Origin of the sequence: Streptomyces glaucus, assembly GCF_039533365.1 — a bacterium.
Lineage (GTDB): Bacteria > Actinomycetota > Actinomycetes > Streptomycetales > Streptomycetaceae > Streptomyces > Streptomyces glaucus.
In genome coordinates, this window is record NZ_BAAATK010000003.1 from 152,830 (window position 1) to 178,474 (window position 25,645).

Genomic DNA, 25,645 nt, shown 5'->3' on the forward strand with positions numbered 1-25,645 from the left:
GAAGTGATGGAAGGTGGCGGTGGTGAAGACGCGGTTGAAACGGACGCGGTACCGTCCACGCCTCATCGAGGCGTTCCGTCGTCAGGGCGGGACCCGGCCCCGACCACCGTGGGCTCACGCGTTGAAAATTTCCTGCTCCTCCCGTGCCGAGTGCGAAGGCGGGCGTTTTTCTCTCCTTCTTTGAACTCGCGAGAAATCTGCTCCGCCAGGTCATGGAACTCAGGGCCGACATCCCTCACGTCGATCCTCTTCGATTCCAGCAATTCAATCAGCCGTTTGCAGCCGACTCGCTTGTATTCCCCCTCGGGGAAACAATCACACAGCCCGTCAAGCAGCACGGCAGCCGATGCTCTCACCAGGTCGTCCTCCGCCTCATCACTGACACAATCCCGCCAAACGGCGGCAGGGAAATCCGACAGCTGATCATGCGGGAACCACCAGTCTTTTCGCTGAGACAGCAAAACCTCACCCATCGACTGCAGAATGAGCAGCTTCGCCTCCCTGCTCAGCCTTTCCCTGTGTGACCATCCGTGCATGTAATGACCGAGGAATGAGAACACCCCCGGCGCCTTCGGGTCGGTGAGGTCCCTGGCGTGCTTCTCCAATATCACGGCCGCTTCGTCCACTGTCTCTCTGAGCGCGCGGCCGCCATCGGCGATTCGAGAATCCGACTCGGCGTCCAGAAGGATTTCGTCTATGATCCATGTGGCCGTCTCGGAATCCACTTGACCGGACTTCCACGCGGGCTCGAGCACTCTGATGGCAACACGTGGCTGACCGAGCAGGACTGTGGTGGCCAGCACTCCGGCCACCCGCTGTTGAGTCCCCGAGGGTAGCGCCTCCAGACTTTTGATGACAGCTTCGAAATTCTGACGGCGCCGCGAATTCTTGTTGTGCTCATGTGTCAACAGCGCACCGAAAACAGTGGCCGCTGCGGTAAGCACAGCGCCGAAAAGCGTAAAGGAAGCAGTGAACTGCCTGACGTCCAACTCCCCAGTGAATCCGAACACGCTGGCCCGTACCGCCAGCGACAGTGCCACCCAAAGGAGAAGCAGGACGAAGATCGCGACTATGGCGGACGCCATACCGATGAGCGTGACGCGGTGCCGGTTCATCACTGTTTCTTCCGAAGCCGAGGCGAGGGCGGGGGCGGGGGCGGGGGCGGGGGCGGCTGACTCCGGGCCCTTCTTGCCCTCCCCGCTTGAGCCTGAGTGCGTTCACTCATCCCGGCTCCACCGTCGAGGAATTCCCGACTGAAACTTTTGGATGCTTGGTACGAGGCGGGCATCTTATTGCGCTGTTCCTCGCTCATAAAATTGACGTAGTTCTTTCGTCGGCAGCACCGAACAACTTCATCAGCCCTGTCGTACACCTCCTCGTCCATAAGCTCCACAGGCAGGTTGATCCGACGCGCTTCGTGATAGTCGATGGGGAACAGGTGATGGGTGTAGTTGAATACGAGCTGACGTGCGATATCACTTACCAGATCAGAATCGACACCTTCTACGCGATTGCTCAGCAGGCGCTTCGCGTAGTATTCCCCGATCCTAAGACTCCTCCCCCATCCACCGAAGTCAAGGGCACTCACGCTGTGCAGCATCGGGCCGATCGCCCCTATCGCAAAATCCTGGGACCTCTGCAGGAGATCGCTGACCGATATGCGCCGCCCGGTCTTGCTGATGAGGGTCGGAAGCATTTCCTTCATCGTCCTGATGCCGAAGTCGCGCACATAGTCCACGCTTTGATAGCAATCAAGGGCGGAGAGGTGGTTCGCAGGGTTGCGAGGGTCCGGGAGCTGGGTGTCCAGAGGGCCGAGCTCCCCGAAGACGGACAGATAAAGCCGATCCGCGCCTATGGCGAGAAGCGTACTCGCGCTCTTGGCCCGGCCGGGCACGAACACCCTCACATCTCCGGAGTAGGCGGACAGGTACAACGCCGTGGTGTATGCACTGTCGAGGCTCCCGCCGGGAGAATCGAGGAGGACATTGAGCCTCAGACCGGGGTGTGGCCTATCACCCGGATAATCGAAGGCGCGATAAAGCATCTCCCTTATCTGCCCCTCGGTGCCGACTTCATGATCATCGGAGGTGAATTCGCCGCTGATGAGAATCCAGATCCCACCCGCGTATTCGGCCAGCTGCTCACCCGCGGCCACTACTGCCTCATGCTCGGCGTCAGTCATTTTCTGCGAGTCGAAGCGCCTGCCGACGTCCAGGGCGCTGGCCCTGTCCTCGGCCGAGGATGCACTCTCGTGCAACTCACTCATCGGGACTCCTGAAGCGAGGTGGCTCCCTCCTCCAGGTTCACTCGTACGAGACCCGGCCGCATCTCCGATGACGGCCCGGACGCCGCCGCCCGGGCCGTTCGCCGGCAGATCTCCGACGACCGCCCCTGAACCGGGAGATTCCTCCACGGTCGCACCGGCCGAAGACCCGCGAGCCGTGGTACTCACTCGATTCGGCAGGACCCGGGCGATCGCATCGGCCGACCACAGCCCTCGCGGCCGGCCCGCATCGGAGCTCGGCAACGGCGGGCCGGGGGTCCTCGTATGCGAGCACGGTCTTCGCCCCCGACACGTCGCCGGCCTCGGAGCATTCTGATGACGGTGGAGCCGCGAGGGGGTACCGATGTCCGAGACGGGCGTTATTTTTGACGCTGATCGTCACGGTGCCTTCGCCGGCTGTCACGGCGCCGCGCACCGGCGGTCCCGGTAGCCGTCCTGCCCGAAAGGTCCTCGTGAAGCCCACCCTGGCCGCCGCGCAGCTCCGCGGCAGTCTGACGCAGTACCTCACGACGACGTACGCGCTGGCCGACGAGGACACGCGGCTCGCGCTGGAGCGGTTCCTCGGGGATCCGGAGACGGGCATCTTCCGGGGGCCGTACCTGCGGATCAGGACGCCGTTCCACCCCGCCGACGACGGGTGGCGGTCGGCGCTCGAGTGGCAGCCGTCGTTCACGCCGTGGCGGCACCAGGCGAAGGCGTGGGAGCGGCTGAGCACCTTCAACGGGCCGGCCGAGCCGACGCTCGTGACGACCGGCACCGGGTCCGGCAAGACCGAGTCGTTCCTGATCCCCGTGCTCGACCACTGCCGGCGGCAGAAGGCGCTGGGCCGGCGCGGGGTGAAGGCCGTGCTGCTGTACCCGATGAACGCGCTCGCCACCGACCAGGCCGGCCGCATCGGCGACTACCTGGCGCAGCCGGAACTGGCCCAGGTGACGGCCGGTCTCTACATCGGCGACAAGCCGGACACGGACTTCCGGCGGGTGATGACACGGCGCGAGGAGATGCGCCAGTCGCCCCCGGACGTGCTGATCACCAACTACAAGATGCTGGACCTGCTGCTGCAGCGGGGCGAGGACCGGCCGCTGTGGGAGGGCGCGGAGCCGGCGTACGTGGTGCTGGACGAGTTCCACACCTACGACGGCGCGCAGGGCACCGACGTGGCGATGCTGCTGCGGCGGCTGGCGGCGGCCGTGGGCGCCTCGAAGCCGGAGCGGCCGCTCGGCTCGATCTGCCCGGTGGCGACCTCGGCGACCCTCGGCGAGGGCGGGGGCGACACCGGGGGCATCCTCACCGTCGCCGAGCAGGTGTTCGGCGTGCCGTTCGGTCCGGACGCGGTGATCGGCGAGGAGCGGCTGAGCGCCGACGAGTTCGTCGGCGACATCGACTACGAGCTGCCCGAACCCCCCGGCCCCAAGGAGGTCGTCGACGTCTCGGGCGGGCCGGACGTGGAGTCCGACCCGGACCGGCTCGACCTGGACGGGCTCGCCGAGCGGCTGCTGGGGCGGCGCGGCCTGGACGCCTTCCAGATCGGGCGGCTGCTGAAGAAGCACGACTTCACCCACGGCGTGCTCGCGCTGCTGAACGGCGAGCCGCTCGACGAGTGGGGACTGCGGGACCGCATGGCCCGCTTCGGGTACGCGTGGGCGCGCACCGCGCGGGAGAACCCGCGGCTCGCGCTGGAGGCGCTGTCGCGGTTCGTGGCGCTGCTGTCGTCCGCGCGGGACCCGGAGTCCGACGAGCGCCGGCCGCGCCCGCTGCTGCACATCGAGGCGCACCTGTGGGTCCGGCCGGTGGGGCGGATCCTGAGCGGGGTGGGCGCCCGGCCGGAGTTCCGCTGGTACGAGGACGAGCGGACGCTCGCGCGGCGCTCCGCCCTCACCGCGGCGTCCGCGGCCGAGGACCCGTCCGACGACGACGCGTGGCCGGCCGCGGACGCGCGGCGGCCCGAGGCGCTGCCGGGTTCGGACACCGTGCAGCGGCCGGCCCAGGCCCACCTGCCCGCGGTCTACTGCCGCGTCTGCGGCCGCTCGGGGTGGGCGGCGCTGTCCCCGGAGGCCGATCCGCAGAAGCTGGAGACCAGCCCGCTGCGGATCTGGCAGGCCGCCGTGGGACGGGACAAGCGGCGGCTGCGGTACTTCATCTCGGCGACGCAGGCCGAGGCGCGGGACGCCCTCGCGGCGCTCACCGGTACCGCGCCGAAACAGGCCGGCGGCGTCGACCCGCAGTCCGTGGTGGTGCTGGACGGGGCGCAGGGCACCTACCGCATGCCCGTCGCCGAGGACGCCGACGGGCTGCAGGACGCCTGGTTCGCGCGGGCCGTCCTGGACAAGAAGACCGCCGACCAGGCCGCCAAGGACGACACCTGCCCGGCGTGCAACACCGACAACGGCATCAGGTTCCTCGGCACCGCGCTCGCCGCGCTGGCCTCCGCCACGGTCACCCAGCTGTTCACCGGCGGCCACGAGATCGCGCTGGCTCCGGAGGAACGCAAGACGCTGCTGTTCAACGACTCCACCCAGGACGCGGCGCACCGGGCCGGGTACGTCGCCAACGCCTCGTACAAGTTCTCGCTGCGCTCGCTGCTGGCGCACCGGCTGGACGACTCCGGCGCGCCGCTGCCGCTCAACGACCTCATCGGCGACGTCCTGGACTCCGTGGACGATCCGCAGACGCTGGCCGCGGTCGTCCCGCCGGACCTGCACGACGAACCGGGCGTGGACCGGCTGCTGTCGGGGCGCGGCACCGGGGACGCGCGGACCTGGAAGCTCATCGGGGAACGGCTCGCCTTCGCGACCGTCATGGAGTTCGGGCTGCGCTCGCGGCTCGGACGCACCCTGGAGCTGACCCGGACCACGGCCGCGGAGGTGGTGGTCGCCGACCCGGACCGGATCGTCGCGCTCGCCCGCGACCTCCACCTCACCCTGCCGGGACAGCTCGGGCTGGAGGGCGGCCTGCCCACGCCCGACCGGTACCTGGCGTACGTGCGGGGGCTGCTGGAGCGGCTGCGGCTGCGCGGCGGCGTGCGGCACCGGTGGCTGGACACCTGGATCAGGGAAGCGGGCGTCAACCAGTACCTGATCTCCGGCCGGCGTCCGGAGGGGATGCCCGCCTTCCCCGAGGGACGGGTGGCGCCGCCGAGGTTCCTGCTCGACGGGCCCAAGGAGAAGACGAAGTTCGACACGATCACCGGCCGGGGCAACTGGTACCAGGACTGGACGCGGCGCTGCCTGGGCCTGGACGCGGCGCAGGCGACCGAGTACCTGCGTCGGCTGCTGCCGGTCCTCGCGGACGAGGGCGTGCTGTCGGTGCGCACCGCGAAGGACCGCACGAGTCGTGTCTACGGGCTGCAGCCGGGCCACATCCACGTGCGGCTGCTCACCGACGACCTGGTCAACAAGGCGTTCGTGGCCTGCGAGGAATGCGGCTGGCAGCAGGTGGTGCCGCCCGAGCGGCGCACCCGCTGGTACGGGCACCCCTGCCCGCGCTGGCGCTGCACCGGCATCCTCACCCCGCCGCAGTACGGCATGTCGTCGACCGGGGCGGGCAGCGGCGGCTTCGGCGGGAAGCTGGAGCGCGACTACCGGGCCGACTACTACCGCCGCCTGTACCTGACCGGCGGCACCTACCGGGTCGTCACGGCCGAGCACACCGGCATGCTGACCCGGCCCGAACGGGAGCGCGTGGAGCGGACGTTCCGGCAGGGCGTCCACTACACCGACCCCAACGTGCTGTCCTGCACGCCCACCCTGGAACTGGGCATCGACATCGGCGACCTCTCCGCGGTGCTGCTCGGGTCGCTGCCGGGCGGCCCGGCGAACTACGTGCAGCGGGCCGGGCGGGCCGGGCGCCGGACCGGCAACGCCCTGGTGGTCGCCTTCGGCGGGCGCCGGGCCCGCGACCGGTACTACCTGGACGACCCGACCGAGATGATCGCCGGTGACATCGTGCCGCCGGGCTGCTACCTGTCGGCCGTCGAGATCCTGCGCCGCCAGTACACGGCGCACCTGCTGGACCGGGCGGCGCGCGGCGAGCTGACCACCTCGGACGGCGAGCCGCTGATGCCGGTGCCGCGCCTGTCGTCGGCGCTGTTCGGCACGACCGGCTGGTGCCAGGACCTGTCGGACGCGGCGCTCACCCACGGGGCGCGGCTGGTGGAGGAGTTCCTGGCGCTGTTCCCGCGGGCGTCCGGCGGCCCGGACGACGACCGGGGGGTGTCCGAGCACGCCGCGGACGAGCTGCGCGCGTACGCCACCGGCGGCATCGCGCGCGCCCTGCAGGAGGCCGAGGAGGAGTGGACGGCGCGCCGCGAGGAGCTGCGCCGCCGCATCGCCACCATCGACACCGCCGTGGACGGGCTGCTCGCCGAGGACCGGGAACAGGGCGCGGAGCGGCGCGAGCTGCTCGCCGAGCGGCGCGCCACGGGCGAACTGCTGCGCGAGCTGAGCCAGACCAGCGCGCACGGCGCCCTCGTCGAACTGGGCCTGCTGCCCAACTACAGCCTCACCGACACCACCACCTCGCTGGAGGCCACCCTCTACTGGAAGGAGGCGCCCGGGGGCGACGAGGGCGCTCCGGCCCCGGAGAGCGACGAGGAGCGCCGGGACTGGGTGTACCGCAGCGAGGTACGCGACTACGACCGCTCCCGCAAACTGGCCCTGACCGAACTCGCGCCCGGCAACAGCTTCTACGTCAACGGCTACCGGCACGTCGTGCGCGCCCTGGACATCGGCAGCCCCGAGCGGCGCGCCTGGGCGGTGTGGCGTCTCTGCCCGGCCTGCGGGTACGCGCGCACGCACGGCGACCCGCAGAACGACACCTCGCCGTGCCCGCGGTGCGGTTCGAGGGAGATCGCCGACGCGGGCTGCGTGCACCGCGTGCTGGAGCCCCGGCGGGTGATGTCCCGGGACAAGCGGGACGACGCCCGGGTGCGGGACGACCGCGACGAACGGGAGCGGAGGCGGTACGCGGTCCTCACCACCGTCGACATCGACCCGGCGCACCTGGCGGCCGGATCGTGGCGGCACGACACCGCGGTCTTCGGCGCCGACTTCACCCGCAAGGCCGTCGTCCGCACCCTGAACCTGGGGATCGACCGGCAGGACGGCAGCAGCACGGTCCCGCTGGCCGGGGACGACGTGCGCCTGAACCCGTTCTACGTGTGCGTCAGTTGCGGTGGGGCCACGGCCGACGGGCAGCCCGTCGTCGACCAGTCGCAGCACGCGCTCACGGCCTCGCTCGCCCGTTCCACCCGTGCCAGTGCCCACCACCAGCTGTGGTGCCCGCGCCGGCGGCTGCGCGGCGGCGGGGAGGAGCAGGGCGCCGGGCTGGACGTGCCGCTGCTGCTGGCGCACGAACTGACGACGGAGGCCGTGCGCATCCTGCTGCCGGCGTCCGTGGCGCGGGCCAAGGAGCGGCTCGCCTCGTTCACCGCCGCGCTGTTCGCGGGCATAGCGGCCCGCTACGGCGGCGACCCCGACCACATCGACATCACCGCCGCGTCCATGCCGGACGGCGAGGACCGCGACTGGCCGCGCCGGTTCCTCGTGGTGTACGACCGGCTGCCCGGCGGCACCGGCTACCTGCACCGCCTGGCGACCTCCGACGGCTTCCGCGAGGTCCTGCTGAAGGCCCGCGAGGTGATCGAGAGCTGCGACTGTCTGCGCAAAGGGCTCGACGGCTGCCACCGCTGCCTGCTGCGCCGCGTGCCGCCGGCCGACTACGACAAGGTCAGCCGCAACGAGGTCCGGCAGATGCTCGACGAGCTGCTCGGCGCGGACGGCGAACGCTGGCACACCTCGCCCGTCGCCACCACCCAGCACATCCCGATGCACCGGCAGGCCGAGAGCGACCTCGAGGTCCTGTTCATCGACACGCTGCGCGAGTGGGCCGGACTCCCGGAGAGCCGTGCCAGCGGCGACGCCTACATCACGCCGGCCGGCACCCACGCGCTGGACCTGCGGCTGACCGCGGCCGACGGCACCACGCTGAGCTGGCGGGTGTCGCAGCAGCGCGCCCTGGACGGCACCCGCCCCGACGTCCTGTTCGAGCGGGTCGACGCGCCCGGCCCGCGCGTGGCGGTCTACCTGGACGGCTACGAGTTCCACGCCGGCCGCGAGCACAACCGGACCGGCGACGACGCCGACAAGCGCACGCGGCTGCGCGCGGAAGGGCTCCGGGTCTTCCAGCTCACCTACGGCGACGTCAAGGAGTGGCAGCGCCGCGTCCGGGACACCGGCTACGCGGGCGCCGGCCCGGCCCGCCCGGTGTGGGAACCGTACGGCGACCGGGCCCGGGACAAGGCCCGCGACTACTACGCCAAGGTGTGGGGCGGCCTGCCCGGTGAGCTCGCGGAGACGGTGTGGGTCAACCCGGCCGTGCAGCTCGTCGAGTACCTGCGCCGGCCGGACGCGAGGCGCTGGCAGGGGCGGGCGGAGGCCGCCCTGGCGGGCTTCATGGGCACCGGGGCCCGCCCCGTCGCGCTGTCGCCGGACGTGCTCGGCGAGCAGATCACGGCGGCGCTGCACGGCGCGGCACCCGCGGGCCCGCGCGGCCCGGTACAGCTGTTCACGGTCACCGACGGCTCGGGGCTGCCGCTGGTCCTCGCCGCGGACGGCCGGGCGAAGCCCCCCGCGTGGACCGGCATCGCCCTCCTCGACGACGCGCCCGGCGTCCACGCCCGGGAGGAGGCGCACAAGCGCCGCTGGCGGGCCTGGCTGTACTGGTCCAACCTGCTGCAGTTCCTGGACAACGGCGGCGGTGACGCCGTCCAGCTCACGACCGGCCGTCTCGACGGGTTCCCCGTCGAGACCCTGGCGGTCACGGGCGGCGGCGGCGTCCTGGAGAGCGTCCGCGCCACGTCCGCCACCACCGCCCCCGCCGACGGCACGCCGGCGCCGACCGAGGCCGCCCCTCCTCCGCCGCAGGCCCCGCCTGCCGCGGAGGAGTCCGCGGCAGGCGCCGCCACGCCCGTCCGGGACCCCGCGTGGGACCGGGTCGTCGAGTACCTCGACCCGGACGAGCCCGGCCTGCTCGCGCTCGCCGAGGCCCTGGCCGCGCGCGGTGTCCCCGTTCCCGAGGACGGCTACGAACTCGACGAGAACGGCTGGCTGGCCGAGCTGGCATGGCCGGACGCACGCGTCGGTGTCGTCCTCGGCCCCCGCCCCCCGGAGGGCGAGGACGAGGACCCGGAAGCCGCCGACCGCGACCGCGCGTTCGCCGCGGCCGGCTGGGAAGTGCGGCCCGCCGCCTGCTGGACCGCGGACGGCATCGCGGACCGCCTCGACGGCGCACGACCGTCCGGGGACCGGAAGCAACCTGACGAGCCCGACGGCACCACCACGCACAACGGGGGGAATGAACAACCGTGACCGGCAAGAACGTGACGCTGCGCCTGCTCGACAAGGCGGACAAGGAGATCCTCAGACTCCCCCGCCCGGTCAAGGGCGCGATCTACGACTTCCAGCACAAGTTCAAGACCAACCCCGACTCCGCGGGCCTGCGCCTCAAGCAGTTGCAGGGACACGACAAGCTGTACTCGGCTCGCGTCAACGACGAGTACCGCGCGCTGCTGCTGCGCCTGGCCGACGACGACTGGCTGATCGTCTCGGTCAAGCACCGCAAGGACGTGTACGCGCACCTGGACCGGCTCACGTACTCGGTCAACCGCGTCACCGGCGGCATCGAGTACGTGGACCTGCAGGTCGTGCAGGAGGAAGTCCTCAGTCCCCCGGTCCCGCGGGCCGTCGCTCCCGCCGAGTCCGCCGAGCCCGCCCGCCCCGCCGGGCCGGCCGCTGCGGAGCCGCTGTTCGCGCAGTGGTCGGAGCAGCAGCTCACCGACCTGGGCGTGGCCCCGTCCCTGATCCCGGTCGTCGCCGCGCTGACCACCGAGGACCAGCTCCTCGGACTCGTCGAGCACGCGCCCCAGCTCACCGGCGAGGTGCTGCTGGCGCTGTACGACGGCAGGGCATACGACGACGTCCTGGAGCAGGTCACCGCTCCCGTCGCGGCGCCGGACCCCGTGGACCCCGAGGACTTCCGGGCCGCCGTCGACCGTCCCGCCACCATCGTCACCACGACCGACGACGCGCTGCGCGAGGCCCTGGAGGGCGAGGACTTCGGCCGTTGGAAGGTGTTCCTGCACCCCACCCAGGCCAAGCTGGTCACGCGGGACTACAGCGGTCCGGCGCGCGTGGGCGGCGGCCCCGGCACCGGCAAGACGATCGTGGCGCTGCACCGGGTCAAGCACCTGGTCGACCGGCTCCCGGCCGGCCGGGACAAGCCGGTCCTGCTGACCACGTACAACAAGAACCTCGCAGCCGACCTGCGATCGCGACTGCTCGCCCTGGGCGGCGAGGCACTGCTGTCCCGCGTCGAGATCAGCCACGTCGACCAGCTCGCGCTGCGTACCGTCCGGGAGGCGGAACCGGGCAACCGCAAGCGGATCGTCGACGAGGCGCAGGCGGTGCGCGAATGGCGCTCGCTCCTGGACGAACTCGGCGAGGACGGCTGGGACGCGGAGTTCCTGAACGACGAGTGGACGCAGGTGATCCTCGGGCAGGCCGTCACCTCCCGCACGGACTACTTCCGGGCGCGCCGCGCCGGACGCGGAGGCACGGTCACCCGTGCCGAGCGCGCCGAGATCTGGCAGCTCGTCGAGCGGTTCACCCAGCGCCTGGACCGGCTCGGGATCCAGACCTGGGACCAGATCGCGGAGCGCGCGGCCCAGCTGGAGGCGGAGCGCGCCCGGCGCATCCAGGCCATCGACCGCCGGCGGGAGGAAGCGGGCGGCCTGGACAACATCCACGTGGCCGACGGCTCGGGGGGCTGGCTGCGCTACCGGTACCGGCACATCGTCGTCGACGAGGCCCAGGACCTGCGCCCCGCGCACTGGAAGATGCTGCGCGCGATGACCGCCCCGGACCGCAACGACCTCTTCCTGGTCGGTGACACCCACCAGCGCATCTACAAGAACCAGGTGACCCTCGGCAGCCTCGGCATCAACATCCGCGGCCGGTCGTCGAAGCTGTCGCTGAGCTACCGCACCACCCGGCAGATCCTGCGCTCCGCGCTGAACGTGCTCGGCGACGAGACGTACGACGACCTCGACGGCAGCACCGAGACGCTGGCCGGGTACCGGTCCGTGCTCAGCGGGGCCGTCCCGGACCTGCACAGGCTGGGCGACTGGGAGGAGGAGCGCGAGGCGATCGCCGCGCTGATCGAGTCCTGGGGCCCGGTGCCGCACGAACAGATCGCCATCGCCGTGCCGACCAACCAGATGGCGAGCGAGGTCGCGTACACACTGGCCCGACACGGCATCCGGGCGCTGGAGATCGGCCCGGACGGGCCCCGCGGCGACAGCGGTGTCCACATCGGCACGATGTTCCGGTTCAAGGGGCTCGAATACCAGCGCATGATCATCGCCGGGGTGACCGACGGCCTGGTGCCGCGTGCGAGCGTCCGGCAGCGGCGGACCACGGATCCGGCCCGCTACCGGACGGAGATGCAACGCGCCCGGTCCCTGCTCTTCGTGGCGGCCACCCGCGCCCGGGACAGCCTGGACGTCTTCTGGCACGGGGAGCCGAGCCCGTTCCTCGAGGGACTGATCAGGGTCCGGCCGCCGGTCGCGGCATGACCGGCCGCCGGGGTCCTGCCGCGGCGCGCCCCGGCTAGCGCGGCACGACCGGTCCCTGGGGCACGAGGAACGGCCGCCGGGGGTCCTCCGGCGGCATCCTGCGGGCCGCGAGGGCCGGATCGGGGACCGGCAGATACGGGGCGAGGGCCGCGTACACCTCCGCCGCGCCGCCGGGACGGTCCTCGGGACGCTTGGCGAGCAGCGCGTGCAGCAGTTCCTGGAGCGCGGCCGGGACATCGGCGCCGTGGTCGGCCAACCGGGGCGGGGGCGCGGTGAGGTGCCGGGTCACCAGTTCGGCGGGGTTCCCGCCGTGGAAGGGAGGGCGGCCGGTGAGCATGTGGTGCAGCAGGCACCCCACCGCGTACAGGTCGCTGCGGCCGTCCAGTGGCTCGTCGCCGGCCAGGAGTTCGGGCGAGGCGCAGGCCACGTTGCCGAGTGTCTCGCCCGTCATGGTGAGCCGCGGGTCGGTGTCCGAGAGGACCTTCACGAGACCGAAGTCGAGGATCTTCACCAGACCGCTGGCGCGGACCATGACGTTCTGAGGCTTCAGGTCGCGGTGCACGAGACCGGCGGCGTGCGCGGCGGACAGCCCCGAGCACAGTTGCGCGGCCACGGAGACCGCGGCGGACACGGGCAGGCGTCCGTCGTCGGCGCCGTCGATGACGTTGTCGAGGGTCGTCCCGTCGACGAGCTGCATCACCAGGCAGCAGACGTCCTCGGTGACGGCCGCGTCGTACACGGTGGTGATGTTGGCATGGTCCAGACGGGCGGCGGCCTTGGCCTCCCTCTCGAAGCGTGCCAGGGCGGTGGGGCGCCAGTCGGGCAGGGCCAGGAGGTCCGCGGCGACGGTCTTGACCGCGACGGGACGCTCCAGATACACGTCCGTCCCCTGCCAGACGTGTCCCATCGCTCCTCTGCCCAGGATCCGGTCCAGCCGGTACCTGCTGCGCAGAACCTTGCCCGCGGCGAACTGCTCCACGTTCACTTCCCTCGGTGAGCCCCGGTGGCGTGTCGGTGCGCGGTCCGCCGGCCGGGGCCCGGCCCCGTCGGCCCGCGCGGAAGAAGTCAACCAGTCCCGCGCACGCACCGGGGAAGCCCCCGAGGGCCGCGGAACCGCACGGGTGGCACCAGGGCGACGTCGAGCAGCACCGGCCGAGGCGGCGGGGTCCGCGCTAGCGGATGCTCCGCAGGCGTTCCCCGGTGGCGGTGACGGTCCAGAACGTCCACCCGTTGCGATTCGGGACGACGTGCGGATTGAGGGCCCGCACCAGGGCGGCTGCCGCCCCGCTGGGGGTCTCGTATGCACCGCGGCCGGGTCCGGAGGGAATCGTCACGGTGCGGGACGAGGGGTCGTAGTACGCGTCGACGCGTCGGTCCTCGTAGATCACGTGGATCTCGACGCCCTGTTCCGTGCAGAGTTCCCGGACGTCCGCCCCGACAAGGGTGGGCGCGGCCGGGTCCTCCACGATCAGTTCCTCGTCGGCGGGCAGTTCGTCGGGGCCCCGGTGGGCGGCCTGCGCGTCGTAGCGGGGAAGCCCCAGAAGCTCGTTGAGGGCGTTGGCCAGCAGGCTTCTGCGTGCGGCCAGGAAGTCGGGGAACCGGTCCAGGGACCGCAGTTCCGGATCGCCGGGGATCCACTGTTCGGCCAGGCGCTCCGGTGCGATCTCCGCCATGTACTGGGCGGGCAGCCTGGAGGAGATCATCTTGTTCGTCTGGCCGGTGACGAAGGCCAGGTTGGCGAGGCTGTTCCACTCCTCCTTCGCGTACGTCCCCTGGACCCGGGCGCGCGGGAACACATGATGGAATTCGATCTTGGCGCCGCTGTTCATCGGCTGGTCGCTGATGGCGATGTTCGTCGCCCAGTCCCGTGCCGTGCCCCGCAACGCGGCGATGTAGAGCAGCTTGAAGAAGGGGTGCGTGGAGTACTTCTGCTCCAGGTCCCTCGGGTGGAGGGCGCTGTCCCGGGACCGGGTTCCGGAGGCCCGGCGGATGAGTTCGGCGAACAGGTCCTCTCCCGCACGGGTTCTGATCAGCCTGGCCTCCGCGTCGAGCTTGCCCTCGACCTGCAGCGAGTAGTGGCTGAACGCCATCGCCGTGTACACCCAGCGGCGCAGCAGCTGGGCCTCGCCCGGTCGCAGTTTGCCGTCCCGATGGTGCAGCAGCAGGGCGGGCACGATGGTGACGTTCGGCGACGAGAGGACCTCGGACCGGGGGATCGAACACTCGCCCTTCAGGAAGTCGATGGCGAAGCGCAGCGCCCTCTCGGTGGCGTGCCAGGCCTCCTTCAGCGCGGCTTCGTCCATGTCCGCCCCGATGAGCTTGATGTGATGGGCGCCGGCTCCCGCGAGCAGGCTCATCAGGCGCAGGACGGCTTCCCTGTTCAGGGCGAAGTTGCTGTCCTGCAACTCCTGGTGGAAAGCGTCCATGGTGTCCAGGCCCTCGGCCCAGCGGGCCGCGATGGCGCTGTAGACGAGGTCGCCCTTGGACAGCCGCCGGCCGCCCTTGTTCAGCCGGGCGAAGAGTTCGGCGACCTCCTCGTAGTCGTCGGACTCGTAGGTGATGACGGCGATCTCCTGCCTGCGGATGTCGTGCACCCTCTGCAGGCGCTGCATCCACGCGCCGAAGTGCGGATCGGAGTACTCGACCCCCGCCGCGTTGAGCACCTCGTGGTACTGCACGTTCTCCTGCAGCAACGTGGAGACGCGAAACAGCAGCGGGTCCTTGCTCTGGATCGCGCTCGGGTTGACGAACTCCTCGGTGCGCACGTCGAAGCGCAGGTCGATGAGCCGGCCGTCGGCCTTCGACTCCGGCCGGTACACCCAGGCGAGGGAGGTCAACCGCTGCTGCCCGTCCAGCAGGTAGAAGGGCTGGTGCGCCGCTTTGTCTGCCTGGACGACGGCAGCCGTCTTGAAGGGGACGGTCAGATTGGTCTTCCACAGCAGCAGGGCACCGACCGGGTAGCCCCGGTAGAGGGAATCGAAGAGATCACGCACGTCGGGCCTCATCCAGACGAAGTCACGCTGGATGGAGGGGATGACGACCCTGCCCTGCAGCAGGTTCTCGACCTGAGAAATGATCTTTTCGTTCGCCAGTCCCATGCTGCCCCCAGCCTGCGAGTGATCCACCGCACACACGATATCCACTGGTGGACGGGGCCGGCACGGCCCTCAGTCCTCTGTGCTGTCCCACGACAACGCACTTCGGCTGTCACGTGCGCGGACTCACGGGGCGTCCGGGAACGGTCCCCACCGGCCCGTGTTCCTCATGGACACCACGCTGGCGCGCGTTGGTTCGAACCCGCCGGATGCTCCTTTCTTCCGTCAGACCTCGGGCGTCCCTCCCGACCGCCGCGCGGTGCGTTCGGCCTCCTCCAGCCAGGCGGTGTACCAGCGGGCGAAGGTGACCTGCCTGCCCTCGGCGTCAAGGAGGGGTGAGAGATCGGCGTCGTCCGCCCGGGGATCGGACCAGACGGTGCCCCGGTGGGGGCCGCTGACGACCAGCCACTCCCGCAGGGCACAGCCCGCGTGGCAGATCACGATGGCGCCGGTGGTGCGGGCGGGGGCGAACAGGACGGCCTCCCACCGCTCGTCCCACTCCTCGACGGCGTCGTCGAAGTCCTCGATCTCGTCATAGTCCTCCTCCTCGGGGCGCTCGGCCAGGAGCGCGTCGAGGAGTTCCGGGGCGGGCCCCTTCTCGGGGAACGGCTCGGCCAGCGCGGAGAGGTCCGCCAGGCCGGCGCCGTCGCCCTCCCAACGCCAGCGGCCCCACACACGCCGCACCGGGAAGACACCATAGGCGGGTCCCGCGCCGCCCGCGCCGACCTGGGTGAGGAACGTCCGGTACTCCTCGGGCAGCCGCACGCCCAACTGGGCTTCCAGTTCCGCGAGATCGTCCTCGCCGAGCGGATCCGCCAAGGCCCAGCGGTGCCCGAGGGCGCCGAACACCTCGCTGCTCGCCGGCAGCGCGGCCAGCGCCTCGACGCGCTCCCGCACCCCTGCCCATCGCTGATCGGTCATGCGCAGACCCTATGCGCCCCCACTGACACGACGGGCCGGGAGGGCACGCCTGCCCGAACGGGCCACGTTGTCAGTGGGTGCCGATAGCTTCTCTCCTGTCCCGCCGGGGTGGCGTGGACATCCCCCTTCGCATGCCTAGGAGATGGTGCGTTGTCGGTCTGGGAGAAGTCGAGCACGGTGCGGGTGGTGCCGTCCGCGCGGCCGCGGAAGCTCGCCAAGGTGCCGTTCGTGGAGCTGGCCGACGGGCGCCTGCAGGGCGTGGTGTCCAGCGGGTCGGACATCGGGCGGGTGTACGTGTCGTCGGTCGAGGCGGGGACGTACGCGTTCGCGTGCAGCACCAACAACAACCGTCCCTGCGGCGGCGCGCACGGATGGTTCTGCAATCACATACGCGCCCTCGTCGGGGAGGCCGTGCTCCAGTACGGCGCCGAGCGGGTGGCCCGGTACCTGAAGGTCGAGGTCGCCGCCGAGGAGCCCGACGCGCACTCCCTCACCGACGCCATGACCGCCACGCACCCCGCGCAGGGCGACCGTTCGGCCGCGGCGCAGGTGTTCAGCCGGTTCCTGCGGCACCTGGCCTACCTCGAACTGACCCCGGTCACCGCCCCGTTGCCCGAGATGCAGTGGTTCCCGACGACGAGGGCGGTGGCCTGATGCGCGCCGATCTGCTGACCGACCCCGTCGACGGGCTCGACGAGGCCCTCGCGGCCGTCGACGGCTTCGACGAGGCCCTCGTCGACGGCCTGCTGCGTCCGCAGCCCGGCCAGGCCGGCGGGCTGGCCGGACTCGCCGGCGCCGTCGCCGGGTCGCCGCTGGCCTCGCGGGTCGCCGAGGCGGCCGAGAAGGCGGCCGCGGGGGCCGCGGGCGAGGACCACTTCGTCGCGCTCGCCGCCGCCCGCGTCGCCCTGCTCGGTTCCGTGCACGACGCGCTGACCGCCCGGATCGAGGAGGCCGTCGGCCGGCCCCGGGCCGAGGAGGGCGACGCGGCCGCCGGTGTCCCGGCCGGCGGTGCGGAGCACGCGGCGAACCTGCACGCCGCCGCCCGCAGCTGGCTGTGCGACCTGGCGCGGGCCGGCTGGCGGGGCATCGACCACGACCTGGTCGGCGGGGCCGCGCCGGTCGTCTCCGCGATGCTGCCCGACCCGGCGCTGCGCCGCCTGGCCGCGCTGCTGGACGGCTTCGCCGCCGAACTCGCCGCCTCCTGCCCCGGGGCGGCCCTGGAGCGGGTCCCGGTGCGCCGGTGGGCCGACCTGTGGTCGCGCGCCCTGCTGCTGACGCTGTCCGGCGCGGCCGGCGCGCCCGCCGTGGCCGAGGTGAGCGGCCGCCTGCTGCCGCTCGGCGTCGACGTGCAGGAGCACGCCACCGCCGTGCAGGCCCAGGTGCACGCGGTGCTGGAGCCCGCGGACGGCGGCGCGTCCCGGCTGGTGCGGGCCTCGGTGTCCGCGCCGAAGCCGGACACGGTCGTCGGGGCGGGGCTGTGGCAGCTGCTCCGGCCGCACATGTCGCTGCTGGCCGCGGTGAGCGAGGGCCGCGCGGTGAAGCTCGACGCGATGCCCGTCACCGCCGAGGGCGACCTGCTGTGGGACGACGCCCGTGCCCGCGCGGGCGAGCCCGCCGAGGTCTTCGCCACCGCCCGGGTGGCGCTGCCGGCCGCGGCCGCCTTCGCGACCTCGCCCCTGGACCGGCACCCGGCCCGGATCGCGGTGCCCGTCCTGCTCGAGGGCTACTCCGTGGAAACGCGGGAGGAGGACGGCGGCGCGGTCGCCTTCGAGGTCGCCGGGCGGCGGCTCGCCGTCGACACCGGCCGTGTGCCGGCCGCCGGTCCGCTCACCCCGGAGGCCGTCGCCTCGTCCGGGGCGTGCCTGGGGCTGCTGCGGTGGGACGCCGGGGAGTTCCTGCTCCAGCCGCTCGCCGTGGAGCGGACCGTGCGCAAGAAGGCCGTCGCCGTCCACGCCGGGGCCTGGGCCGGGGGCACGGCCGACAAGGCCGGCGTGCGGGCGGAGAAGGCGGCCACCGACGCCGTCAAGGTGCTGCGCGAGCGTGCCGGAAGGCTGCTGCGGAAATGACCGGGCGGACCACGGGGCAGGTCCCCGTACCCGAAGAGCAGGTCTCCGCGTCCGAGGGGCGGGTTCCCGTGCCCGATCCGGACGAGAACCGGCGGCAGGTGCTCTACTGGCGTCTGCTGGCCCGCCTCTTCGACCCCGAGGAGCAGGCGGCCCTGGAGTCGGCGAGTCTCGCCGTGGTCGAGGACATCGGCCTGCCGGCCGCGCTGCTCGACCCGGGGGCGTCCGTCGACTCCGTGGTGCAGCGGCATCCGGAGCTGGCCGCCGAGTTCGACGGGCTGATGACGCCCGAGCCGGAGGAGGACGGCGCACGCGACCGGGCCGCCGAGGTGCGGCGCGCGGCGCTCGCGTCGAAGGTGCTGCTGAACGTCTTCGCCTCCCCTCCCGGCACCGTCACCGCCGGGCAGCTGGCCCGCTGGCAGTCCGACGCGGGTTGGCTGGAGCGGGCGCTGGGCTGCCGGCCCGGCGAACTGCGCGGCGGACGCGGCGGGAGCGGCGGCAGCCGCTCGGGGGCCGGCGGGGGCGTCAGCCCGACCGGGACCGGCGTCGGCGGGCCCACGCCCGACCTCGGCCGGCTGATCCCCGGGATCGGCCCGGAGCTCGGCTCCATCGAGGCCGGCCTCGTCAAGCGCATGCACCTGCGCGAGGTGCTGGCCGATCCGCAGCTGGCGGCCCGGCTGACGCCGAGCATGTCCCTGATCGAGCAGCTGCTGCGCGACAAGGACAACCTGTCCGGGGTGGCCCTGGCGAACGCCAAGGCGCTGATCCGCCGTTACGTGGACGAGGTCGCCGAAGTGCTGCGCACCCAGGTGGAGAAGGCCACGGTCGGCGAGCTCGACCGGTCCGTCCCGCCCAAGCGCGTCTTCCGCAACCTCGACCTCGACCGCACCATCTGGAAGAACCTCACCAACTGGGACCCGGAGGAGGAGCGGCTCTACGTCGACCGCCTCTACTACCGGCACACCAGCCGCAGGACGACGCCGCAACGCCTGATCGTGGTCGTGGACCAGTCGGGCTCCATGGTCGACTCGATGGTCAACTGCACCATCCTGGCCTCCATATTCGCCGGGCTGCCGAAGGTGGACGTCCACCTGATCGCCTACGACACGCAGGCGCTGGACCTCACGCCCTGGGCGCACGACCCGTTCGAGACGCTGCTGCGCACCAAGCTCGGCGGCGGCACCGACGGCACGGTCGCCATGGCGCTCGCCCAGCCGAAGATCGCCGAGCCGCGCAACACCGTCGTGGTGTGGATCTCCGACTTCTACGAGTGGCGCACCCAGGAGCTGTTCGAGAGCATGGCCGCCGTCCACCGCTCGGGGGCGAAGTTCATCCCGGTGGGTTCGGTGACCAGCTCCGGCCGCGGCAGCGTCAACCCGTGGTTCCGGGAGAAGTTCAAGGACCTCGGCACACCGGTGATCTCCGGCCACATCAAGAAGCTCGTGCACGAGCTCAAGACGTTCCTCACCTGATCACCTGATCGCCGGACGCACGTCCCGCGTACGTCCTCGCCTCCCTCTCCTTCCACGCGCGTCCGTCCTCGACGCGTGTCCCTCTTCCCGCGTGTCTCCCTTCGACGCGCTTTCCCTCGCCCTCACCGTACGGAAAGGCTCTCTCCTCATGTCCGACCTGCTGCGCGCCCCCGCCGAGATCAAGTACGCCGAGGAGCTGGACTGGCTGGAGTCGATCGACGACAACCCCAAGCCGTTCTCGTGGCGCCTGTCCCCGAAGATGGTCCGCCTGTTCATCCTGGGTTCGGAGCGCTCCGACGGCCTGGACCGGGAGATCTCGCAGAAGTGGTTCGGCGACCGCAGTTTCGTGGAGCGCTCGATCGTCACGCTCGCCTCCGACCGCGGTCTGCTGCTCATCGGCGACCCCGGCACGGGCAAGAGCTGGCTGGCCGAGCTGCTGTCCGCGGCGATCTGCCGCAACTCCACGCTGGTGGTGCAGGGCACGGCCGGCACCACCGAGGACCACATCAAGTACTCCTGGAACGTGTCCATGGTCATCGCCAAAGGCCAGTCGCGGGAGTCGATGATCCCCTCACCGATCATGACCGCGATGGAGGCGGGCGCCATCGGCCGCTTCGAGGAGCTGACCCGGTCCACCAGCGACGTCCAGGACGCACTGATCTCCATCCTGTCCGAGAAGTACATCTCCGTCCCCGAGTTGGAGAGCGGCGGCAGCGACAACATCGTCTTCGCCAAGCCCGGCTTCTCGATCATCGCCACGGCCAACAGCCGCGACCGGGGCGTCAACGACCTGTCCTCCGCTCTCAAGCGCCGCTTCAACTTCGTCCGCATCCCGGTGGTGACGAACAAGAAGAGCGAGGCGGAGATCGTCCGCTTCCGCACCGAGGAGCTGCTGCGCCGGCACGCCATCGACCTGGACGTGCCGCCGACCCTGCTCGACGTGCTGCTGCAGAGCTTCGCCGACCTGCGGGCGTCCGCCGCGGCGGCCGGCAGCGACGACGAGAAGCTGGAGTCCGCGCTGTCGACGGCCGAGCAGATCGGCGTGTTGGAGGACGCCGTGCTGCACAGCAACTTCTTCGGCGAGCGCACCCTGACCGCCCGCACCCTGGCCTCCTCGCTCGTCGGCTCCCTCGCCCGCCGCGAACCCGAGGACCTGGCCATCCTCAACAAGTACCTGCACGGCGTCGTCGAGCCGCGCAGCAAGGAGGAGGGCGGCTCCTGGCCCGAGTTCCTCGAGGGCGGCCGCGACGCGATCGCCACCCTGTCGTGAACGGGCCGGACACGATGAGCGGACCCCACGAGAGCACCGAGAACACCGGGAGCGCCGGGAGCACCGAGAACACCGGGAGCGCCGGGAGCACGTTCGCCGCGCTGCGCGGCCAGCTGCAGCAGGCGGCGGCCGCGTTCGCGGGCGGGCCGGACGCCCTGGAGGGCATCCTCCTCGGCATGGTCGACGACGTCGACCGCGCGGTGCGCGAGCCGCTGGAGATCTTCCCCGTCTGCCACCACTCCCCCGCCTCGGCGCTGGCCATGGCCCGCCGGCTGCGCGAGAAGCAGCCCAAGGTGGTCTACCTGGAGCTGTGCGAGGACATGGCGCCGCTCCTGACCGAGCTGCGCAACTGCCGGCTGCCGGTGGCGGTGCAGGCGTTCGCCGGGGACGTCGACGGCTTCCCCGCCGAGTGGGCGCCGCTGTCGGTCGTCGCGCCGATCACCGAGGCGTCCGCCGAGTACCAGGCCATCGCCTACGCGCTCGACACCCCGGGCGTCGAACTGGTCCTGGTCGACCGGTCCGCGGACCACGTCTTCCAGTGGGCCCCGAGGAACGAACGGACGGCGAAGGACGCCGCCGGCGGCCCCGGCACGGCCCCGTCCGAGGCGCCCGAGGCGGAGGCCGCGCTGCACGGCGAGGCCGTCGGCGTCGAGATCGGCGACCTGCGGCCGCGCTTCGCCGAACTGGAGGAGCACCTGCTGCGCCACGGCCGGGTGCGGCACTGGTCGGAGTGGTGGCACCAGTACGTCGAGGTGCCGCTCGGCGACAGCGACCACGACACCTACCGCCAGGTGATGTTCCTCATCGGCAGCCTCTTCCGGCGGCTCGCCCCCGGCGACGGCGACCGGGTCCGGGTGGACGAGGACCGCGAGCGGTACATGTGGACCCGGATGCGCGAGCACCTGGCGGCGACCGGCACCGACCCGCAGGACTGCCTGTACGTCTGCGGCGCGTTCCACGCGGCCAGCCGCGTCGAGGAGTTCGGCCTGCACGGCGCCGGCGGCACGTTCGAGATCTCCCCGCGCACCGCCACCACCTGGCAGTACGGGCTGATCCCGTCCAGCCACGCGGCGATCGAGGCGCAGTTCGGCCTCGCCTCGGGCTCGGTGTCGATCGCCGCGACGGAGTGGGCGAAGGCGCTGAAGCGCACCCGGGTGCAGCCGTACCGGCTGGCGGGCCAGGCGGGGGCGAGGAAGACCGCGGCGAAGAAGGCCCGGGGCGCACAGGTGGCGGTCCCGGACCGGGAGGCGCCGGCCGCCACCGACCGGCTGTCCGGCTTCCTGCGCCGGCCGCCCGTCCTGGACGCCCTGGACGAGGCCGAACTGCTCGGCTGGTCGGTGGACATCGTGCGCGCGGCCCGGCGCAACGGCTACCTCGCCTCCACCGCCGACGCCATCGCGGTCTTCGAGACGTCGATCCTGCTGGCCGGGATGCGGGACCGGGCCAAGCCCACGCCGTACGACTTCCAGGACGCGGCGGTCACCTGCATCGAGAAGGACGCCGTCCCCGGGCGGCGGGACGTGCGGCGCCTGGTCGAGATCATGATGGGCGGCGACCGGATCGGCCAGGTGGGCTACGAGGCGCTGCCGCCGCTGGCCCGCGACGTGTACGACCGGCTCGCGCCGCTGGAGCTGAAGCTCCAGCAGCGCGGCGTGCAGCGGGCCCTGCTGGACATGGCGTCCCGGCCGGAGCTGCGGGCGTGCTCCGACGTGCTGTGGATGCTGCGGCGGCTGATGCCGCACGGCGCGGCACGGCCGGTCATGGGCGAGCGGCGGCTCGGCGAGCGGTCGATCCAGGAGTCGTGGGACCTGGCGCTCGGCACCCACCAGCGGGCCCTGATCGAGCTGGGCTACGAGGGCGTCAGCCTGGAGCAGGTCCTGGAGCAGCGGCTGCGGCGCGAGGCGTACGGGCCGCGGGCGACCGCGGCGAGCGTGCTGGCGGCGGTCGAGGACGCGGTCCTGTACCTGGGCAGCCGCCGCCTCGCCGACGAGCTCGGCACGCACGCGCTGAAGGTGCTCGCCGCCGAGCGCAGCGTCGACGGCGCGCCGGAGGTGCTGCGGCGGGTGCGTGCGCTGCTGGCGTACTACCGCACCAGTGAGCCGGCGCTGCCGGCGTGGATCGAGTCCTTCGCCAGGACCGGTTACGCCCACTACTGCACCCTGCTGCCGACGGCGTTCCGGGACGAGGACGCGACGGTGGGGCAGGTCGCCGCCATGCTCGGCTTCCTGTTCTCCATGGAGAGCCTCGCGCTGTCGCTGGGCTGCGACCGGACCCAGCTGGAACTCGCGGTCGCCCAGTCGCATCCCGAGGATCCGGCGAAGACGGCGCTGCTGTGGGCGGCGCAGGTGCAGCTCGGCACCCTGTCCCGCGCCGAGCTGCGGGCCCGCTGCGCCGCGCTGCTGGACAACCCGCTGGTGGTGCCCGCCTACCCGCGCTACCTCAGCGGCTTCGTGCACGCGCTGGAGCCCGTGCCGGGACTGGCGGACGTGGTGGTGGAGGCGGTGTCGAACGCGTTCGGACGGCTGCCGGACGCGGTGCTGCTGCCGTGGCTCCCGCTCCTGATCACCACCCTGCGGTCGGGCGCCGCGGACCTCGCCCCGCGGCTGATCCGCGAGGCCGGGCGGATCTTCCCGGGCCGGCTGGCGGCGCTGGACGCGTGGGTGCCGCCGTGGCGCACGCCCCCGGCGGACCCGTTCGCGGCCCGCGGGACGCGGCCCGGCGAGCACGTCCGCCGGGGCGCCGCACTGCTCCCGGCCCACCCGGCGGCCTGCGACGCGCTGGCGGAACTGCTGGGCTGCACGGAAGGGTGGGCGCAGCCCGACGCCCCGGCCCCGTCGGGCGCGACGCTGCTGTCCGCGCATCCGGCGGCGTGCGACGCGGTGGCGGGGTTGCTGGGCTGTGCGGGCGACTGGGCGGTGGCGGCCGGTGCTTCCCCGTCGGAGGGCGCCGTACTCGCGGCTCGGCATCCGGAGACGGCCAGGGCCGTGGAGGTTCTCCTCGCCGACATGTGACAGCCGAGGCCGGGGCCTGCTTCGCCAGGGACCCCGGCCTCGACCGGAGCGGACTCGCTTGAATTCCCGGGCGGGCGGACACCTGCGATGCGGATGCGGGCGCGGACAGACGCGAATCCGCATCGGCGGTTCGGACGTGAAGGGCCGACCGGATGGTTCGGCCGCGGGAGGCCGGTGCACGGCTCCCCACCGGCGCATCGACTCAGATGTCAGAGGCTCGAACCCGTCTGACGGCGTACCGCGGGTCCGGTGACGGCCGATGGCGTCGCAGGTCTTCCTCCCAGGCGGCCTGCGCGTCAGACGGACGGGGAACCGCACGGTCCAGATGGTCCAGCACCCGTGCGTACAGCGGATGCACCCGGTGCCCGCGGGCGGCCACCAGAGCCGACAGGAGCGGCCGGTCGGGGGACGTGGCCCGATCGGTCTCGACCAGTACGGCCACCTTGTCGTCCGGGTGGAGGGCGGGCAGCCGGCCGTCCAGTCGGGTGCCCAGCTCCGTCCAGGTCAGGGGTCGTACCGTCCGGGCGGCCACGGACAGGAGCGGCCGAACGGCATCGGCGTGAGCGCATATCTCGCGGAAGGTCGGGCGAGCGAGAAGCATGTCCGCGTGGGCCTGCCAGGCACGGACGCGCTTGCGCACTTCGGGGCCCGGCCCACGCCACATCGCCCTTTCACGGGTCGTGATGCCGCGGAGGACCGTCTGGAGCTGATCGAGGTGCAGTTCGTCCCCCACGAGGTCCAGGTGGTCGAGGAGGAGGATCATCTCCTCGGTCGCCTTCTTGTCGTGGTACGCCTGGATTTCCCGCGGGGAGACACGGGCAGGCGGGGTGCGGAGAGTTCCCTCTGCGCCCTCTCCGCTGCCGGGGGCGGTCTCCGGTGCCGTGAAGACGTCCGCTTTCTCGGGATGCGGCTGCGGATCCGCCGGTGCCGCCGCTCGCCGGTTCGGCTCATCGCCCCCGGGTGGGGAGGCAGGCGGTGAGGGGGTCTCCAGGGGGCGGCGTTCACCGCTTCGGTCCGTCCGCCGACCGACCGTCGCCGGGGTCGGGATGCTGCGGGAAGCGGGGGACGGTGCCCGTCCGCCGAGCGGCACGAGGCCGTCGGCGGTGGGTTCCAGTCCGGGCAGCCGGATGCCGTGGGCGGTCATGCGGCACTCGGTGAGAGGAACCCAGTCGATGGGAGTGTCGGGGAGCTGTACGCCGACCTCCACGACGCGCGTGATGCCGGCCGGGCGGCATCGGATGCGGAGGGCGTACCCTCGGCGGTCGATCTGCCAGTTGGCGAGCATGCTGTCCGGACCGAACAGCCACTCGATGCCTGCCCACTGCTCCCTGAGGCGGGTGTCGGTCTCCTCCCACTCCGATTTCGACCTTCTGGTGAGCTGTACGCGCACCAGACGCTCCCGCCGTTCCTCGCGGTGCATGTACCGGACGTCGACGAAGTCGCGCAGGTCCTGTTTCCCCTTCTGTTTGTACCGCGGCTGGACGTGCCCGTACTTCTGTTCCTTCAGCCAGACCGCGATCGCCCGGCCCATGTACAGGTGGTCGGCGCTGGCCTCGTTCGTCGAGGCGCGACGGCAGGTGCCCGCAGCCACGTGCGCGAAATGGCACTTCTTGTCGCGGTACTTGCGGGCCGACAGCTTCTTGCCGCATCCGCCGAGGAGTGTTCCGCAGTAGAACTCCCGGGCCGGGTATTCGCGGATGAAGCGGTCGTACTCGGCCGCGTCCATCGGCAGGTACACCGGGTGGTCGGCGGCGGGGGATCCTGCGACGGCCGTCTGGACCTTGCGGGTGTCTTCTTCCCCGGCGGGCAAGAGCATGGTCGGACTCCGGGCGTGGTGGGGCGCGTGGACGGTCCCGTCAAGGTCCGCTTCGCGCCTTGCGGAACGCGTGTTTCAGGTA

At 71.9% G+C, this 25,645-nt stretch carries 13 protein-coding genes; 7 read left to right on the forward strand and 6 right to left on the reverse strand.

Annotated elements, in window-relative coordinates:
- Positions 1 to 62: 62 nt before the first annotated feature.
- Together ABD363_RS03500 and ABD363_RS03505 are read right to left on the reverse strand one after the other, a co-directional pair.
- Positions 63 to 1,115 carry a hypothetical protein gene (locus ABD363_RS03500; protein WP_344599853.1) on the reverse strand — a complete coding sequence of 351 codons (1,053 nt, stop codon included), beginning with the start codon at positions 1,113 to 1,115 and terminating at the stop codon, positions 63 to 65.
- Positions 1,115 to 2,266 (reverse strand): SDH family Clp fold serine proteinase, encoded by a 1,152-nt coding sequence (locus ABD363_RS03505; RefSeq protein WP_344599854.1) that lies wholly within the window; start codon positions 2,264 to 2,266, stop codon positions 1,115 to 1,117. The genes ABD363_RS03500 and ABD363_RS03505 overlap by 1 nt, the downstream gene beginning before the upstream one ends.
- Before the next feature lie 470 nt (positions 2,267 to 2,736).
- On the opposite strand from ABD363_RS03505, the gene ABD363_RS03510 reads away from it, so the two are divergent.
- On the forward strand, positions 2,737 to 9,651 hold the full coding sequence (locus ABD363_RS03510) for a DEAD/DEAH box helicase (protein WP_344599855.1): 6,915 nt from the start codon (positions 2,737 to 2,739) through the stop codon (positions 9,649 to 9,651).
- On the forward strand, positions 9,648 to 11,915 hold the full coding sequence (locus ABD363_RS03515) for a UvrD-helicase domain-containing protein (protein WP_344599856.1): 2,268 nt from the start codon (positions 9,648 to 9,650) through the stop codon (positions 11,913 to 11,915). Before ABD363_RS03510 ends, ABD363_RS03515 begins: the two co-directional genes overlap by 4 nt.
- Positions 11,916 to 11,949: 34 nt before the next feature.
- On the opposite strand, the gene ABD363_RS03520 is transcribed toward ABD363_RS03515, so the two are convergent.
- The 3 genes from ABD363_RS03520 to ABD363_RS03530 form a co-directional block, all read right to left on the reverse strand.
- On the reverse strand, positions 11,950 to 12,894 hold the full coding sequence (locus tag ABD363_RS03520) for a serine/threonine-protein kinase (protein ID WP_344599857.1): 945 nt from the start codon (positions 12,892 to 12,894) through the stop codon (positions 11,950 to 11,952).
- A gap of 193 nt (positions 12,895 to 13,087) precedes the next feature.
- A complete protein-coding gene (locus ABD363_RS03525) occupies positions 13,088 to 15,040 on the reverse strand; it encodes a GmrSD restriction endonuclease domain-containing protein (protein ID WP_344599858.1) in 1,953 nt (650 codons plus the stop codon).
- Between the two features lie 195 nt (positions 15,041 to 15,235).
- Positions 15,236 to 15,931, reverse strand: a complete 696-nt coding sequence (locus ABD363_RS03530; protein ID WP_344599859.1) for an SMI1/KNR4 family protein — start codon at positions 15,929 to 15,931, stop codon at positions 15,236 to 15,238.
- 150 nt (positions 15,932 to 16,081) lie between these two features.
- Between ABD363_RS03530 and ABD363_RS03535 the strand changes: the two genes are divergently transcribed.
- The 5 genes from ABD363_RS03535 to ABD363_RS03555 all read left to right on the forward strand — a co-directional run bounded on the left by ABD363_RS03535 (position 16,082) and on the right by ABD363_RS03555 (position 23,747).
- Positions 16,082 to 16,585, forward strand: coding sequence for a hypothetical protein (locus tag ABD363_RS03535; protein ID WP_344599860.1), 504 nt, complete (start codon positions 16,082 to 16,084; stop codon positions 16,583 to 16,585).
- Positions 16,585 to 17,997, forward strand: a complete 1,413-nt coding sequence (locus ABD363_RS03540) for a hypothetical protein (protein WP_344599861.1) — start codon at positions 16,585 to 16,587, stop codon at positions 17,995 to 17,997. Before ABD363_RS03535 ends, ABD363_RS03540 begins: the two co-directional genes overlap by 1 nt.
- The gene (locus tag ABD363_RS03545) at positions 17,994 to 19,466 is read left to right on the forward strand and encodes a vWA domain-containing protein (RefSeq protein ID WP_344599862.1); all 1,473 of its coding nucleotides are present in this window, start codon (positions 17,994 to 17,996) and stop codon (positions 19,464 to 19,466) included. The genes ABD363_RS03540 and ABD363_RS03545 overlap by 4 nt, the downstream gene beginning before the upstream one ends.
- Positions 19,467 to 19,614: 148 nt before the next feature.
- Complete coding sequence (locus ABD363_RS03550; protein WP_344599863.1) at positions 19,615 to 20,736, forward strand: ATP-binding protein; 1,122 nt, start codon at positions 19,615 to 19,617, stop codon at positions 20,734 to 20,736.
- Between the two features lie 14 nt (positions 20,737 to 20,750).
- Positions 20,751 to 23,747 (forward strand): hypothetical protein, encoded by a 2,997-nt coding sequence (locus ABD363_RS03555; protein ID WP_344599864.1) that lies wholly within the window; start codon positions 20,751 to 20,753, stop codon positions 23,745 to 23,747.
- A 202-nt stretch (positions 23,748 to 23,949) separates the two neighbouring features.
- On the opposite strand, the gene ABD363_RS03560 is transcribed toward ABD363_RS03555, so the two are convergent.
- On the reverse strand, positions 23,950 to 25,563 hold the full coding sequence (locus ABD363_RS03560; RefSeq protein WP_344599865.1) for a competence protein CoiA family protein: 1,614 nt from the start codon (positions 25,561 to 25,563) through the stop codon (positions 23,950 to 23,952).
- Positions 25,564 to 25,645 lie beyond the last annotated feature (82 nt).